Origin of the sequence: Rhodobium gokarnense (assembly GCF_025961475.1) — a bacterium.
Classification (GTDB): Bacteria; Pseudomonadota; Alphaproteobacteria; order Rhizobiales; family Rhodobiaceae; genus Rhodobium; species Rhodobium gokarnense.
The window spans coordinates 226,838-239,900 of sequence record NZ_JAOQNS010000008.1 but is presented as its reverse complement, the minus strand read 5'-3'; the positions used below and the strand labels follow the sequence as shown (position 1 = coordinate 239,900).

The following is a 13,063-nucleotide window of genomic DNA, read 5'->3' as shown; positions in this document are numbered from 1 at the left end:
CTGGAGCGCACGTTCCGTCTCTTCGGCCTGCCTGCGGGGCTCTACGTCGACAACGGCTCGCCCTGGGGTGGCGGCACGCCGGGCCATTGGACGCCGCTCGGCGTGTGGCTTTTGAAGCTCGGCGTGCGGGTGATCCACGCCCGCCCCTACCATCCGCAGGGACGCGGCAAGAACGAGCGCTTCCACCGCACGCTGAAAGCCGAGGTTCTGGCGCTCACAGCGCTGCGCGACTGCGCCCAGGCGCAAGCCGCCTTCGACAGCTGGCGACCGCTCTACAATGCCGTCCGCCCGCACCAGGCGCTGGGGCTGGCAACCCCGGCCAGCCGCTACCGCCCCTCGCCGCGCCGCCTCCCCGACCGCCTCCAGGAGCCGCATTACGAGCCCGGCGAGATCGTACGGCGGGTCTCCACATCAGGATGTTGCGTCAGCTTCAACGGCCGGCTGTGGAAGCTGCCCAAGGCCTTCCGCGGCGAACCCGTCGCCCTCAGGCCGACAGATCGCGATGGTCGCTATCGCGTCTGCTTCGGCGCAACGCATATCGCAACCATTGACCTCAACCATACCCAAAACGATCATCAATGACTGTCAGCCATGTCCCCGAACACCTGTCAATCATCTCTCCGGGACATACATTTAGTCCGGGATCCATTGCCCCTGTCGACACGGTAGCCCACCCGCGATTCTTGCCCCGTCATCGATCCGGGCAAATGCCCATTCCACGCAACATCGGACATCCCGCATGGCGACGGGCATTGGTCCCCGGCCCTCTGCGTCGCTTCAGCCGGGGTGACGGCCGAGGACTGGGTGAGGATAGCGGGACCAAGGATAGGCCGGGCGTGTCACCGATGCCGCATGGATTGCCGCGTCGGCCTTGCTCAGGCTCGCGTCACGCGCCGCTCCCCGTCCTTCGAACCCTCGCAATGACATTGAAACTGCTCAGGAATCCGTCATTGCGAGCGCAGCGAAGCAATCCAGTGCTGCACTTGCGCGAGATGCTGAATCTGCTTTTTGATGACGGTGTGGCAGCGCCTAGATGCGTGGCGCTCAGCCGGGCGGAACGACACCCGGCGCGCGAGCCTCAGGCGCTGACGTCGACCTTGGCGCCCATGCCGGGCGGCGGGGCGGAGGCGATCTGCTGGCCCGCTTCCACCGCCTGCTCCAGGACGTTCGCGATCGACTGCTCCGCCTCATGGGCCTGTTTCACCATGGCGGTCTGCATGGCGATCTGGGTCTGGGCCTGGGTGGTGGCGGCGTAGGAGGCTGCAATGCTCATCGGTTCGGTCCTTTCGAGCCCCAGTCTCGGCCGGGCGCCTTAACGAAAGGTTGCCAAACGGGCCAGCCACAACGGCATCCGGAACGACCGGCCAGAAGGGTTAACGGATCGCGATCGCGCGTATCCACCGCATTCCATGTCTATGAATTCAAATGGCTTTATCCGACGGCGAGGCGAAGCCGGCCGGTTTCTGCCCCTGGCGGAACGCGCCTCAGCGGGTCGGCACCGGCTCCTCGCCGCGGTAGTCGTAGAAGCCGCGCTGGGTCTTGCGGCCGAGCCAGCCGGCCTCGACATATTTCACCAGCAGCGGGCACGGCCGGTACTTGGAATCGGCGAGGCCCTCATAGAGCACCTGCATGATCGAGAGGCAGGTGTCGAGGCCGATGAAGTCGGCAAGCTGCAACGGGCCCATCGGATGGTTGGCGCCGAGGCGCATGGCCGTGTCGATCGCCTCCACCGAGCCGACGCCCTCATAGAGCGTGTAGATCGCCTCGTTGATCATCGGCAGCAGGATGCGGTTGACCATGAAGGCCGGGAAATCCTCGGCAACGGCCACTGTCTTGCCGACGCTTTCCACATATTTGCGGCAGTGGTCGAAGGTCTCGTCCTCGGTGGCGATGCCGCGCACCAGTTCGACCAGTTCCATCACCGGCACCGGGTTCATGAAATGAACGCCGATGAAGCGCTCCGGCCGGTCGGTGGAAGCCGCCAGCCGCGTGATGGAGATCGAGGAGGTGTTGGTGCCGAGGATCGCCTCCGGCTTCAGGTGCGGGCAGAGCTTGGCGAAGATGCTGCGCTTGACCGTCTCGTTCTCGACCGCCGATTCAATGGCGATGTCGACGTCGGCGAGGTCTTCCAGCTTTTCCGTCGGCTTGATCCGGTCGAGCGCCGCCTTGCGCTGTTCCTCGGTGATGTTGCCCTTGGCGACCTGGCGGGTCATGTTGCCGTTGATGGTGGCAAGGGCGGCCTGGCAGCGGTCCATCGACACGTCGCTGAGCAGTACGTCATAGCCTGCGAGAGCGCTGACATGAGCAATTCCGTTGCCCATCTGGCCGGCACCGACGACCCCGACCTTCCTAATGTTTACGTCCATTGCTCTCTTCGGTCCCTTCGGTGATCCAAAACCCTCGCGCCGGTCTCGGCGGCGGGGCTATCGGCGGTATTGTTGACGCCGTTCCATGAAACGGCAATGTCCGGGCCGCCGCGCCGGCATGACAATTCGACGCAATTTCCGCGGCCCTGTCCATCCCTTTATCGCGGCCGACATGACCGGTTCGTGAACCGTCAGCCCTTGGCCTTGTCGAGTTCGGCTTCCAGCTCCGGGATCACGTCGAACAGGTCGGCGACCAGCCCGTAATCGGCGACCTGGAAGATCGGCGCGTCCTCATCCTTGTTGATGGCGACGATGACCTTGGAATCCTTCATGCCGGCGAGATGCTGGATCGCACCGGAGATGCCGCAGGCGATGTAGAGTTCCGGCGCAACGACCTTGCCGGTCTGGCCGACCTGCCAGTCGTTCGGCGCAAAGCCGGCATCGACCGCGGCGCGGCTGGCACCGACGGCGGCGCCCAGCTTGTCGGCGAGCGGCGTGATCACCTTCTCGAAATTCTCGTCGGAGCCGACGCCGCGGCCACCGGAGACGATGATCTTGGCCGACGTCAGCTCCGGACGCTCCGATTCCGACAGGCGGTTGCCAACGAAGCCGGAAAGGCCCGGATCGGCCGGCGCGGCGATCTCCTCGATCGGCGCGGAGCCGCCCTCACCGGCGGCCTGGAACGAGGCCGTGCGCACGGTGATCACCTTCTTGGCGTCGAGCGCCTTCACGGTCTGGATGGCGTTGCCGGCATAGATCGGCCGCTCGAAGGTGTCCGGCGCAACCACCTTGGTGATGTCGGAGACCTGCATGACGTCGAGCAATGCTGCGACCCGCGGCAGCACGTTCTTGCCGGCGGTGGTGGCCGGGGCGACGATGGCGTCGTATCCCTCGGCAAGGCCGAGGATCAGCGCCGCAGTCGGCTCGGCAAGGCCGTTGAAGAGGACATCGCCGTCGGCGAGCAGCACCTTGGCGACGCCGGAAAGCTTGGCGGCGGCCTCGGCGGCGGGCCGGGCGTCCTTGCCGGCGATGAGGATGTGGACGTCGCCGCCGAGATCGGCGGCCGCGGTCAGTGCCTTGGCGGTCTGGTCGCTGAGGCTGGCATTGTCGTGTTCGGCGACGAGCAGCGTGGTCATTGCCCTGTCTCTCCCGTTACGTTCCTCGATCGTCAGATGACGCCGGCTTCGTTCTTCAGCTTGTCGACCAGTTCGGCGACGCTCTCGACCTTGACGCCGGCCTCACGGGCCGGCGGCTCGACGGTGCCGAGCACCTCAAGGCGCGGGGCGATGTCGACGCCGTAGTCGTCCACCGTCTTCATGTCGATCGGCTTCTTCTTGGCCTTCATGATGTTCGGCAGCGAGGCGTAGCGCGGCTCGTTGAGGCGCAGATCCGTGGTCAGCACCAGCGGCATCTTCAGATTGATGGTCTGCAGGCCGCCGTCGATCTCGCGGGTGACGTCGGCCGTGCCGTCGTCCTTCAGCTCCAGCTTGGAGGCGAAGGTGCCCTGGGACCAGCCGAGCAGGGCTGAGAGCATCTGGCCGGTCTGGTTGCTGTCGTCGTCGATCGCCTGCTTGCCGAGGATGACGAGGCCGGGCTCCTCAGCCTCAACGACGGCTTTGAGGATCTTGGCGACGGCGAGCGGCTCGACGGGGGCGTCGGTCTCCACCAGGATGCCGCGGTCGGCGCCCATGGCAAGGCCGGTGCGGATGGTTTCCTGGGACTGCTTCGGGCCGATCGAGACCAGCACGATCTCTTCGGCCTTGCCGGCTTCCTTCAGGCGGATCGCCTCCTCGACGGAAATCTCGTCGAAGGGGTTCATCGACATCTTGACGTTGGCCAGATCGACGCCGGATCCGTCAGGCTTCACGCGGACCTTGACGTTGTAGTCGATCACGCGCTTGACCGGTACGAGAACCTTCATTTCCTCGAACCTCCCTTGGCGCCGGACGTCTTTGCCGGCGGCATTCCATGCAAAACTCTCAACACTGTCGCGAAACCGCGATGCGACGCCCGCTTGCGAGCTTTCGCCCCGGTTTCAACGAAAAGGCGGTGGCGACCGTACTGATGGCCAATCGGGGTGTCAACGCTCGCGCTCCGGCCTTTGCCGCAGTGCACACTGATTCGCGCAATGGGTCGCATCCGGGCGGCCACACACGCCCGATTTGCCGCTGAAAGATCGCCCGAAAGGCTTCTTTTCGGGCGGTCAGCGGGCAAGGTTGCGGTCGAACAGGCGCACGCCCGGCCGGCGCATGACGACGATGAGGACGGCGCCGGCAAGGAGCCCGCCGACATGGGCCCACCAGGCGACCGGATCGTCGCCCCCGGCAAAAGCGTTCAACAGTTGCATGCCGATCCAGGCGCCGAGCGCCCAGGCGGCGGTGATCGGGATCGGGATCTTGTAGAAGACGAGCACCCACAGGCGCACCTTCGGGTGCAGCATGAGATAGGCCGCAACGATGCCCGAGGCGGCGCCGGAGGCGCCGATCAGCGGCGATTCCGACTGCGGCAGCAGCAGCACATGAACGCCGGCCGCCGCGGCGGCGCAGATGAGATAGAAGGCGAGGTAGCGGACGTGGCCGAGGGCGTCCTCCACATTGTCGCCGAACACCCAGACGAACAGCATGTTGCCGGCAAGGTGCAGCCAGTCGCCGTGCAGGAAGGCGTAGGTGACGAAGGTCGCCCATTCCGGGATCTGCTCATAGCCCGGCGGCAGCACCCGGTAGTCGGTGACGACGGCGGGAATCAGCCCGAAGGAGAGGGCCGCGGCGCGGTCGGCGTGGAGGACGATGCCGCTCTGGAAGACGACGAAGACGAGGGTGGTGAAGGCGATCAGCGCCAGCGTCACATATTGCCGGCCGATGGAGCGCAGCGGGTTGTCGTCATAGAGCGGTATGAACATGGGCAGCGCATCCTGGCTGGGCGGCACGGGCCGTCGGTCTTTTCGGCAGACGCTCCCGGGGCATAAGGCGCCGGCACGGGGCATGCGCGCCGACATCGATGCCGCGGCCGGCTATTTCTGCATGAAATAGATCGCCGCCATGACGATGACGAGCGCGACGGCCTGGAAGATGACGCGGGCGCGCATCAGTTTCTGCGAGGTGTTGGCACTGCCGCCGCGCATCATGTTGAAGAGGCCGAGGACGAGCACAAGCGCGACCGCGGCGATCGCAAACGGCACCAGATTGTAGAAGAAGGAGTCCATTCTCTCTCCGCCGGAGTTTTGCGGAAGGATAGGCCGCTGACAGCGTTGTCGCAATCGCTTCGCAAAAAGCGGGCGCGCCGCACGCGCTGCTTCGCTCGGAGGTCCGGGGGGCGACCGGCCCGGTACCCGGTTGGGCGCGTGGAGAAATTGCAGAAAACAGATACATTTTATAGTTGCAAAACGGCCATATATCGCACAAAGTGAGGCCACGATCATCCGCACCAATAACGCGAGGTTGCACGATGGCACGCAGCTCGGTGATGGCGGCCGATTTCACGAAAAAATTCGGCCGGTTGGCCATAGATATTCCCGCCAGGATCAGCCTGGTGGCGAAGTACTGGTACACCGTGATCAGCCGGGTTCTGCCGCTCAACATGCAGCACCAGCAACAGACGAACTGGTGCTGGTCGGCCGTCGGCACATCGGTCGGCCTGTTCTTCCAGACCGGAAGCTGGACCCAGTGCGACACCGCCAATGGCTGCCTCGGCTACAGTGATTGCTGCAACAATCCGGTGCCGTCGCCCTGCAATGTCTACGGGTATCTCGACAGGTCTCTGACCTATACCAAGTCGTTCGCCAGCATGACCGGAAGCACGGCGAGCGCGGCGACGATCGAAAGCCAGATCAACACCGGCTATCCGGTCTGCGTCCGGGTCGCCTGGACCGGCGGCGGCGCCCACTTCCTGTCAATCACCGGTTATTCCTTTCCGGTGAGCAATCCGTCAAACGTCACGATCTATCTTGAGGATTCCATCTACGGCACGACGTCGATGCCGCTTGCGGATTTTCCGGCGCAGTATCATGGCGGCGGGACGTGGACCCACACCTACTATACCAAACCGACCTTTAGCAGCTGAGCGGGACCCGAGATGCCCATCCGATTTGCACAGGACAGCCCCAGGAATGCGAGCGCCGCGGTCGAGCTCTATCTCGCCGAACGGGGCGCGTCGATGGCGACCAGCCTTGAAAGGCGTTTTACGGCCGGCGGCTCCGTCGTCAGCCATCCGATCCGGGTCTGGCATCCGGATCTGAGGGCGCTGGCAAAGGGCCGGCCGCTCTCCGAAAGCCGTCCGGGCAACTGGCGCCACCTCGTCGGCGACGAGGGCGCGATGCGCGCCGAGGCCGAGCTTGCCGCCGAGGGCAGCGAGGCCCGGGTGGTCGCCTTCCACGAGGGGCCGGCGGCCGGCGCGACGGCCAACGGCCTGATGCGGGCGGCCGAGCTCGGCGAGGTGGACAGGGGCGACTACGAGGCCCGCCTGCTGGAGGTGCCGGGACTCCATTTCACCGCGCTCTGGCTGCACGGCGACGACGACATCTTCATTCCCATCGGACCCAACATGACGGACCTGAAAAACGGCGAGCCGCACGGCGAGAAGGAAGTCCTTGAGGTCCTCGCCAGGCGGGCCGCCGAGGTTCTGGAGGCCCAGGACGCGATGCCCGGACCGTCGGGCGGCTAAGGCCTTTGTTTTAAAGCGTATTCCTGTCCGAACGGAATGTCCGTGTGAGCGGCGACCGGCTTGCGCCCTGCGGGAATGCGCTCTCACGCAACTGTGCAGGCAAACGAAAGGGACACGATATGGCGTCAAAGACGATCCTGCTGCAGAGCATCCCGAAAAACTGGTACATGGCCTGGAACATCAACACCCAGGCCGCCTTCAACATCTGCGTGACGCTGAAGGACGACACCAAGACCTATGTGGACAACCAGTGCAGGGCGTCCCAGTCCTTCATGCCGCCGCTGTCGAGCGGCTACCAGCAGGTGGCCGGCAGCAACATGCAGCTCCAGATCAGCATCGCCAGCTCCGACACGATCAAGACGGTGCTGCAGCCCTACAGCGTTCCCTCCGACACGGGAGCCATTATCGGCCAGGGCTACAACCTGCTCCTGGAAGACTCCAACGACGACGACTACAACGATCTCTACGCCTCGATCATCGCCTGGCAGGCCTCCGGCTGAGCCGGGGCTCAGACGACCCGCACCAGGAAGGCATCGAACAGCCGCGTCGGCAGGATGCGGCGCAGGAACGCCATCAGGTGGGTCGGGAAGGTGACGTAGTAGTGCGGCTTCGGGCTGGGGCTTTCCAGTGCCTTCTTCAGCTTGGCGACGACCGCCTCCGGCGGCAGCTCGAAGCGCGTGTCACCGCCCTCGTCGAACTGCTTCAGCCGAAACGCGTAATAGTCGCTGTGGGCGGAGTTCTCCAGATCGATATTGGCGACGAAGGCGCGCTTTGAGTGCTCGGTGAACTTCGTTGCGATCGGCCCCGGCTCGATCGACACCACATGGATGCCGGAGCCCCTCAGCTCCTGGCGCATGACGTCGGTGAGGCCCTCAAGGGCGAACTTTGAGGCCACATAGGCGCCGCGATAGCGCATTCCCACCAGCCCCAGCACCGACGAACACTGGATGATCCGCCCGCTTCCCGCTGCCCGCATGGCCGGGATGATGCGGCGCGTGAGGTCGTGCCAGCCGAAGAAATTCGCCTCCATCTGCGCCCTGAGCGCCGCCACCGGCACGTCCTCCACCGCGCCGGGCTGGCCGTAGGCGCCGTTGTTGAAGAGCGCATCCAGCCGGCCGTCTGAGCGCGCGAGCACCTCTTCGGCAAGGGCCTCGATGGAATCCGGCCGCGTGTAGTCGAGATAGAATGCCTCGAGGCCCTCGTCCTTCAGCCGGGCGAGGTCCGCGTCCTTGCGCGCAGTGGCGAAAACCCGCCAGCCTTCGCTATGAAGGATCCGCGCCGCCGCGGCACCGATTCCCGAGGAACAGCCGGTGATCAGGATGGTTCGTCTGGTCATGGCCGGACCGTATCCCCGGCGTTGCGGCGTTGCCACCCACAATTTGGCATTTTGGCGGCAAAGGGAACAATGGCACCCCCCCGGCGTTGGAAGCCTGACTTAATCGACGAGCCTTGGATAAACTGGATATGGCCCGAAAATCCGCCGCCGACAAACGCAACCGCCTGGTCGAGGCAGCCGCCAAGCTGTTTTGGACGAAAGGATATGCGGGCGCCAGCCTTGCCGACATCGCCACCGAAGCGGACGTTCCGCTCGGCAATGTCTACTATTATTTCAAGAGCAAGGCGGCGCTTGCCCGCGCCGTTGCCGACATGTTCGTGGAGGATGTGGAGCGCAAGCTCGACGAGATCGAGGAGACCGGTGCGCCGGCCACCGCGCGGCTGTCGGCGATCCTCGGCGTGATGGCGCGCGGCAGCGAGGACTACGACAAGCACGGCTGCCAGATCGCGGCGGCAATCCGGGACTTTTCGGCATTCGACCTGGATACGGCGCGGCGCGCCGGCGAAGCCTTCGAGATGCTGGAGCGACGCCTGCAGGAAACGCTCGTCGACACCGGCGTTGCTTCCGACGTGGCGCTGCGGCGGGCCGAGCGCACCGTGACGGAGTGGCAGGGCGCGATCGTCACCGCGCAGGGAACGCGCGATGCGAACCGGCTCCACCGCGCCTTCCGGGACATGGCCGACGACCTCGGCTGCCCGGCGCCCTAGGGCGTATTCCCGAACCGAAGGTCCGCGTCAGCGAACAGTGGGAACCGGTTTTCGGATAAGAATACGCGCCAAAACAAAAAGTTAGAGCGTTTGGGGCGACTCCGTAATCGCGTGAACCGCTCTGGCGAGCCCCGGGCGTCGGCCGCTCCGGCCTCAGCCGATCGCCTTGGTGAAGAAGATCGTCACTTCCTTGTTGTTGACGTGAAGCCGGCTCGGGCCGCGGCTTTCGAACCGTTCGTCCATTTCCTTGTTGAGGAATTTGGTCAGCCGGTCGAGGATCTCCTCGTTGATCAGCACCGGGCGGAACTTCTTCACGAAGGCGGCGAGGATCGTGGAAATGCCCTCGTCATGCAGGCAGGTCTCGATCGTTATGTTCTGGGAGTTGGTGAAGGCGAGGGTGTTGTAGCGCTTGGCCACCGCCGCCGGCAGGTCGGTGCCGATCTCGTGGGTGGCGAAATTCATCAGGCCGTGCACGAAGAAGGTGATCCAGCTTTTGGAGGCGTCCTGGGTCTGCAGCTTGAAGCTCGACAGGATCGGCTGGCGCAAATGCTCCGTCAGCAGGCTGTGGGCCAGTTTCCGCGGATTGAAGATCGGATAGTCGGTTTCGATCGAGGCATAACAGCGGGCGTTCGACTCGTAATATCGCCCCATCTCCCGGGACATCTTCACGAGATATTTCTGCATTAACGCATCGAGATCGATCTTGCCGATATTGGCGTCGCTTTCACTCTCCTCCTTCAGGAACTTGAAGACATTCAATGCTTCTGAGATCCCCAGGGTCACGCAGTGATGCGGACCCGGCAGCTGGCGTCCCATCCTTTTTCTCTCTGCATGTTATTACGATTAACCAAAACTACGGGGAAACTCTAAATAAATCATTTCGACACATCGTAATATTCGGATTGATATGCTTCGTATTATTACCCGGAAGCCGGGTTAATAAATACCGGTGCTATCGCTTATTTGTGGATTTGCCGCCGCCGCGCAGGCAGCCCGGCCGCACGGTGAACACCGGGCGTCCCGGTTCAGCGCAAAGCCAGTTGCAAGGGCCGGATCCAAGGGCCGGACCCAAACCGGGCCAGGTGGATCGGACGCCTCAGAGCGCCTCGCCGCGCAGCAGCCGGGGCACGTCGCCGGCCATGCCGGCCGCCTCGCCGATGAACATCTTCTTCAGGCCCGGCAGCCGGTCGACGACGCCGAGGCCGACATCGCGGATCGCGCGGACAAGGTCGTTATCGTTGGAAAACAGCCGGTTGAGCACGTCGGTGACGACGCCCATCTGCCAGGTGTCGAAGCGGCGCCAGCTCTGGTAGCGCTCCAGCACTTCCATCGAGCCGACATCGAGGCCGAGCCGGTGGGTTTCCACGACGATCTCGGCAAGCGCGGCAATGTCGCGAAACCCGAGATTGAGGCCCTGGCCGGAAATCGGGTGGATGCCGTGGGCGGCATCGCCGGCCAGCGCCATGCGCGGCGCGATGAAGCTGCGGGCAAGCGTCAGGCCGAGCGGATAGGCCTGGCGCGGCCCGTCGAGGCGCAGCTTGCCGAGGTGGCGGCCGAAACGGCGTTCCAGTTCCAGCTCGAAGGTGAAGTCGTCGCCGGCCACGAGCCGCTCCGCCTCGCCGCGCTTTTCCGTCCAGACGAGGGAAGAGCGGTCGCCCTTCAGCGGCAGGATGGCGAACGGCCCGGACGGCAGGAAGTGCTCTTCCGCGCGGCCGTGGTGGGGGCGTTCGTGGGCGACGGTGGTGACGATGCCGGACTGGCCGTAGTCCCATTTCACGGTGCGGATGTTGGCCAGATCGCGCAGCCGCGAGCGCACCCCGTCGGCGGCGACCAGCAGCCGGGCCCGGCGCTCGCTGCCGTCCTTGAGGCGGATGGTGACCTGCTCGTCGCCGGTCGAAAAATCATCGACCGGGGCCGGTGCCAGGAGTTCCACGCCGGCCTTTGCGGCGGCGCCCAAGAGGGCCTTCACCAGAACCCGGTTGTGCAGCATGTGGGCGAAGGGCTCGCCCGGCTCCAGGTCGCCCTCGAAGGTGAGGTAGACCGGCCGGACCATGTCGCGCAGGCGGCTGTCGGTGACGATCATGTCGGTGATCGGCTGCGCCTCGCCCCGGATCTCGCGCCAGACGCCGAGGGTGCCGAACAGGCGGCAGGCGGCTGCGGCGAAGGCGGAGGCGCGCTCGTCCTTCTCGAAGGCTTCGGGCGGGCGGGCATCGGCAACGGCAACCGCAAGGCCGGGCGCGGCCTTCTTCAGGGCGAGCGCGAGCGACAGGCCGACATAGCCGCCGCCGGCAATGAAAACGTCGAGATCCCTGGTCCCTGCGCCGTTCGCTGGCTTCGTTCCTGCTGTCGGCATTGTCACCTCTCCCGTGGCCGGCGTGGCGGCTTGACTTTGCGCGGTCGAACACGGCTAGTCTCGCTCCGCCCGCATCGAAACATAATCCGGACCGCCGCCATGTCGACCGCCGTCGAAACGCTTCTGTCGATACTCGATCTTGAGCGCATCGAACACAACCTGTTCCGTGGCATGAGCCCGCAGGTCGGCTGGCAGCGCGTTTTCGGGGGCCAGGTCGTCGGCCAGGCGCTGGTCGCCGCCGCGCGCACCGTCGTCGGCCGGCCGGTGCATTCCATGCACGGCTATTTCCTGAGGCCCGGCGATCCGAGCGTGCCGATCGTCTACGAGGTCGACCGCATCCGCGACGGCCGCTCGTTCACAACGAGGCGCGTGGTCGCCATCCAGCACGGACGGGCGATCTTTTCCATGGCCGCCTCGTTCCAGGTCCGCGAGGACGGGCTCGACCACCACGTCGCCATGCCCGAGGTGCCGATGCCGGAGGACCTGCCGGGCGAGGCGGAGATGCGCGACTATTTTCTGGAAAACGGGCCGGAAAATGTGCGCCGTTACTGGGAGCGGGAGCGGCCGCTGGAGCTCAGGCCGGTCAACCTCGCCCACTACCACAGCCGTGAGAAGTTCCCGCCGGTCCAGCATGTCTGGATCCGCGCCACCGGCCCCCTGCCGGACGACCAGGACATCCACGACTGCGCGCTCGGCTATGCCTCGGACATGACGCTCCTCGACACCGCCCTGTTCGCCCACGGCCGATCCGTCTTCGACAAGGACCTGCAGCCGGCGAGCCTCGACCACGCGATCTGGTTCCACCGGCCGTTCCGGGCCGACGACTGGCTGCTCTACGCCCAGGACGGGCCGAACACGTCGGCCGGGCGCGGGCTCGGGCGCGGGCTGGTGTTCACGCGCGACGGCACGCTCGTCGCCAGCGTCGTCCAGGAAGGCCTCTTGCGGATCGCCGGCTGACACCCGACATGGTGAGCGATTCGGATTTGGGCATTGGCGCGCGAATTCGCATCTTCCTTGTGCATTTTTCCATTTTTGCATGATTTTTGGGCAGCGGATACGCGCTGGATACGCGCAAAATTGCGCCAATTCTTAACAGACCGTTGATTCTTGGCGGTTTTTCCCCTTTGGCACACGGCTTGAAAGTAGCCGCGCGGTCGCGACCGGTCTTGGAGGCAACAAACCCTTCCGGTCGTCCCCAGTAAACGGAGTCCGGTCCTTGGGGCCGGTCTCAAGGCAACGAAGTCCGTCGTGAGAGTCGACGGCGGGCAAAGCGAGCGGGAGAGCCGCACATGAAAATCGTTATGGCCATCATCAAGCCGTTCAAGCTCGAGGAGGTGCGCAACGCACTGACGAGCATCGGCATCGAGGGGCTCACCGTCACCGAGGTCAAGGGCTACGGGCGTCAGAAGGGCCACACGGAGATCTACCGTGGCGCGGAATACGCGGTGAACTTCCTTCCGAAACTGAAGATCGAAGTCGCCGTGCCGGCCGACCGCGCCGATGCGGCGGTCGACGCGATCGTCGGCGCTGCCAAGACCGGGCAGATCGGTGACGGCAAGATCTTTGTCGTTGATCTCGTCAAGGCCGTCCGCATCCGGACGGGCGAAGCGGACGCAGCCGCGCTGTAAGCGTCGCGTATCAT

Annotated in this window: 15 protein-coding genes and 1 pseudogene; 7 read left to right on the top strand and 9 right to left on the bottom strand. The window is 64.9% G+C overall.

The genetic code is table 11. From position 1 onward, the window contains the following. A pseudogene (locus M2319_RS15385) lies at positions 1–626 on the top strand (integrase core domain-containing protein); the annotation flags it as partial. 452 nt (positions 627–1,078) lie between these two features. Here M2319_RS15385 and M2319_RS15380 read toward each other — a convergent pair. The 6 genes from M2319_RS15380 to M2319_RS15355 form a co-directional block, all read right to left on the bottom strand. Further along, the gene (locus M2319_RS15380) at positions 1,079–1,273 is read right to left on the bottom strand and encodes a putative motility protein (RefSeq protein ID WP_264602346.1); all 195 of its coding nucleotides are present in this window, start codon (positions 1,271–1,273) and stop codon (positions 1,079–1,081) included. Positions 1,274–1,484: 211 nt separating this feature from the next. Further along, positions 1,485–2,366 (bottom strand): 3-hydroxybutyryl-CoA dehydrogenase, encoded by an 882-nt coding sequence (locus M2319_RS15375; RefSeq protein ID WP_264602345.1) that lies wholly within the window; start codon positions 2,364–2,366, stop codon positions 1,485–1,487. A 191-nt stretch (positions 2,367–2,557) separates the two neighbouring features. Continuing rightward, a complete protein-coding gene (locus tag M2319_RS15370) occupies positions 2,558–3,502 on the bottom strand; it encodes an electron transfer flavoprotein subunit alpha/FixB family protein (RefSeq protein ID WP_264602344.1) in 945 nt (314 codons plus the stop codon). 32 nt (positions 3,503–3,534) lie between these two features. Further along, positions 3,535–4,287 carry an electron transfer flavoprotein subunit beta/FixA family protein gene (locus tag M2319_RS15365; RefSeq protein ID WP_264602343.1) on the bottom strand — a complete coding sequence of 251 codons (753 nt, stop codon included), beginning with the start codon at positions 4,285–4,287 and terminating at the stop codon, positions 3,535–3,537. Positions 4,288–4,569: 282 nt separating this feature from the next. Then, on the bottom strand, positions 4,570–5,265 hold the full coding sequence (locus M2319_RS15360) for a rhomboid family intramembrane serine protease (RefSeq protein ID WP_264602342.1): 696 nt from the start codon (positions 5,263–5,265) through the stop codon (positions 4,570–4,572). Between the two features lie 111 nt (positions 5,266–5,376). Beyond that, entirely contained in the window at positions 5,377–5,568 is a 192-nt protein-coding gene (locus M2319_RS15355) for a twin transmembrane helix small protein (protein ID WP_264602341.1), read from the bottom strand. A gap of 242 nt (positions 5,569–5,810) precedes the next feature. Between M2319_RS15355 and M2319_RS15350 the strand changes: the two genes are divergently transcribed. The 3 genes from M2319_RS15350 (at position 5,811) to M2319_RS15340 (ending at position 7,525) form a co-directional block, all read left to right on the top strand. After that, on the top strand, positions 5,811–6,425 hold the full coding sequence (locus M2319_RS15350; protein WP_264602340.1) for a papain-like cysteine protease family protein: 615 nt from the start codon (positions 5,811–5,813) through the stop codon (positions 6,423–6,425). A gap of 12 nt (positions 6,426–6,437) precedes the next feature. Next, positions 6,438–7,025: a hypothetical protein gene (locus M2319_RS15345; RefSeq protein WP_264602339.1), complete on the top strand. Its 588-nt coding sequence runs from the start codon at positions 6,438–6,440 to the stop codon at positions 7,023–7,025. 119 nt (positions 7,026–7,144) lie between these two features. Further along, positions 7,145–7,525, top strand: a complete 381-nt coding sequence (locus M2319_RS15340; protein WP_264602338.1) for a hypothetical protein — start codon at positions 7,145–7,147, stop codon at positions 7,523–7,525. An 8-nt stretch (positions 7,526–7,533) separates the two neighbouring features. Here M2319_RS15340 and M2319_RS15335 read toward each other — a convergent pair whose 3' ends face one another. Beyond that, the gene (locus M2319_RS15335) at positions 7,534–8,361 is read right to left on the bottom strand and encodes an SDR family oxidoreductase (protein WP_264602337.1); all 828 of its coding nucleotides are present in this window, start codon (positions 8,359–8,361) and stop codon (positions 7,534–7,536) included. 128 nt (positions 8,362–8,489) lie between these two features. On the opposite strand from M2319_RS15335, the gene M2319_RS15330 reads away from it, so the two are divergent. Then, positions 8,490–9,068 (top strand): TetR/AcrR family transcriptional regulator, encoded by a 579-nt coding sequence (locus M2319_RS15330; RefSeq protein WP_264602336.1) that lies wholly within the window; start codon positions 8,490–8,492, stop codon positions 9,066–9,068. A 153-nt stretch (positions 9,069–9,221) separates the two neighbouring features. Here the strand turns inward: M2319_RS15330 and M2319_RS15325 are convergent, their stop codons facing one another. Both M2319_RS15325 and M2319_RS15320 read right to left on the bottom strand, forming a co-directional pair. Beyond that, positions 9,222–9,884: a hypothetical protein gene (locus M2319_RS15325; protein WP_264602335.1), complete on the bottom strand. Its 663-nt coding sequence runs from the start codon at positions 9,882–9,884 to the stop codon at positions 9,222–9,224. A 280-nt stretch (positions 9,885–10,164) separates the two neighbouring features. After that, positions 10,165–11,421 (bottom strand): ubiquinone biosynthesis hydroxylase, encoded by a 1,257-nt coding sequence (locus M2319_RS15320; protein WP_264602334.1) that lies wholly within the window; start codon positions 11,419–11,421, stop codon positions 10,165–10,167. Between the two features lie 81 nt (positions 11,422–11,502). Here M2319_RS15320 and tesB point away from each other — a divergent pair, with 81 nt between their 5' ends. After that, entirely contained in the window at positions 11,503–12,378 is an 876-nt protein-coding gene (gene tesB, locus M2319_RS15315; protein WP_406682169.1) for an acyl-CoA thioesterase II, read from the top strand. A 332-nt stretch (positions 12,379–12,710) separates the two neighbouring features. Next, complete coding sequence (locus M2319_RS15310) at positions 12,711–13,049, top strand: P-II family nitrogen regulator (RefSeq protein WP_111433269.1); 339 nt, start codon at positions 12,711–12,713, stop codon at positions 13,047–13,049. The last annotated feature ends 14 nt before the right edge of the window (positions 13,050–13,063 follow it).

What these genes read in the sequence shown, in the direction of transcription:
- M2319_RS15355 (WP_264602341.1), bottom strand. Translation starts at nt 5,568, where the DNA reads ATGGACTCCTTCTTCTACAATCTGGTGCCGTTTGCGATCGCCGCGGTC.
- M2319_RS15325 (WP_264602335.1), bottom strand. Translation starts at nt 9,884, where the DNA reads ATGGGACGCCAGCTGCCGGGTCCGCATCACTGCGTGACCCTGGGGATC.
- M2319_RS15365 (WP_264602343.1), bottom strand. Translation starts at nt 4,287, where the DNA reads ATGAAGGTTCTCGTACCGGTCAAGCGCGTGATCGACTACAACGTCAAG.
- M2319_RS15345 (WP_264602339.1), top strand. Translation starts at nt 6,438, where the DNA reads ATGCCCATCCGATTTGCACAGGACAGCCCCAGGAATGCGAGCGCCGCG.
- M2319_RS15380 (WP_264602346.1), bottom strand. Translation starts at nt 1,273, where the DNA reads ATGAGCATTGCAGCCTCCTACGCCGCCACCACCCAGGCCCAGACCCAG.
- M2319_RS15360 (WP_264602342.1), bottom strand. Translation starts at nt 5,265, where the DNA reads ATGTTCATACCGCTCTATGACGACAACCCGCTGCGCTCCATCGGCCGG.
- M2319_RS15340 (WP_264602338.1), top strand. Translation starts at nt 7,145, where the DNA reads ATGGCGTCAAAGACGATCCTGCTGCAGAGCATCCCGAAAAACTGGTAC.
- M2319_RS15310 (WP_111433269.1), top strand. Translation starts at nt 12,711, where the DNA reads ATGAAAATCGTTATGGCCATCATCAAGCCGTTCAAGCTCGAGGAGGTG.
- M2319_RS15320 (WP_264602334.1), bottom strand. Translation starts at nt 11,421, where the DNA reads ATGCCGACAGCAGGAACGAAGCCAGCGAACGGCGCAGGGACCAGGGAT.
- M2319_RS15370 (WP_264602344.1), bottom strand. Translation starts at nt 3,502, where the DNA reads ATGACCACGCTGCTCGTCGCCGAACACGACAATGCCAGCCTCAGCGAC.
- M2319_RS15350 (WP_264602340.1), top strand. Translation starts at nt 5,811, where the DNA reads ATGGCACGCAGCTCGGTGATGGCGGCCGATTTCACGAAAAAATTCGGC.
- M2319_RS15335 (WP_264602337.1), bottom strand. Translation starts at nt 8,361, where the DNA reads ATGACCAGACGAACCATCCTGATCACCGGCTGTTCCTCGGGAATCGGT.
- M2319_RS15375 (WP_264602345.1), bottom strand. Translation starts at nt 2,366, where the DNA reads ATGGACGTAAACATTAGGAAGGTCGGGGTCGTCGGTGCCGGCCAGATG.
- M2319_RS15330 (WP_264602336.1), top strand. Translation starts at nt 8,490, where the DNA reads ATGGCCCGAAAATCCGCCGCCGACAAACGCAACCGCCTGGTCGAGGCA.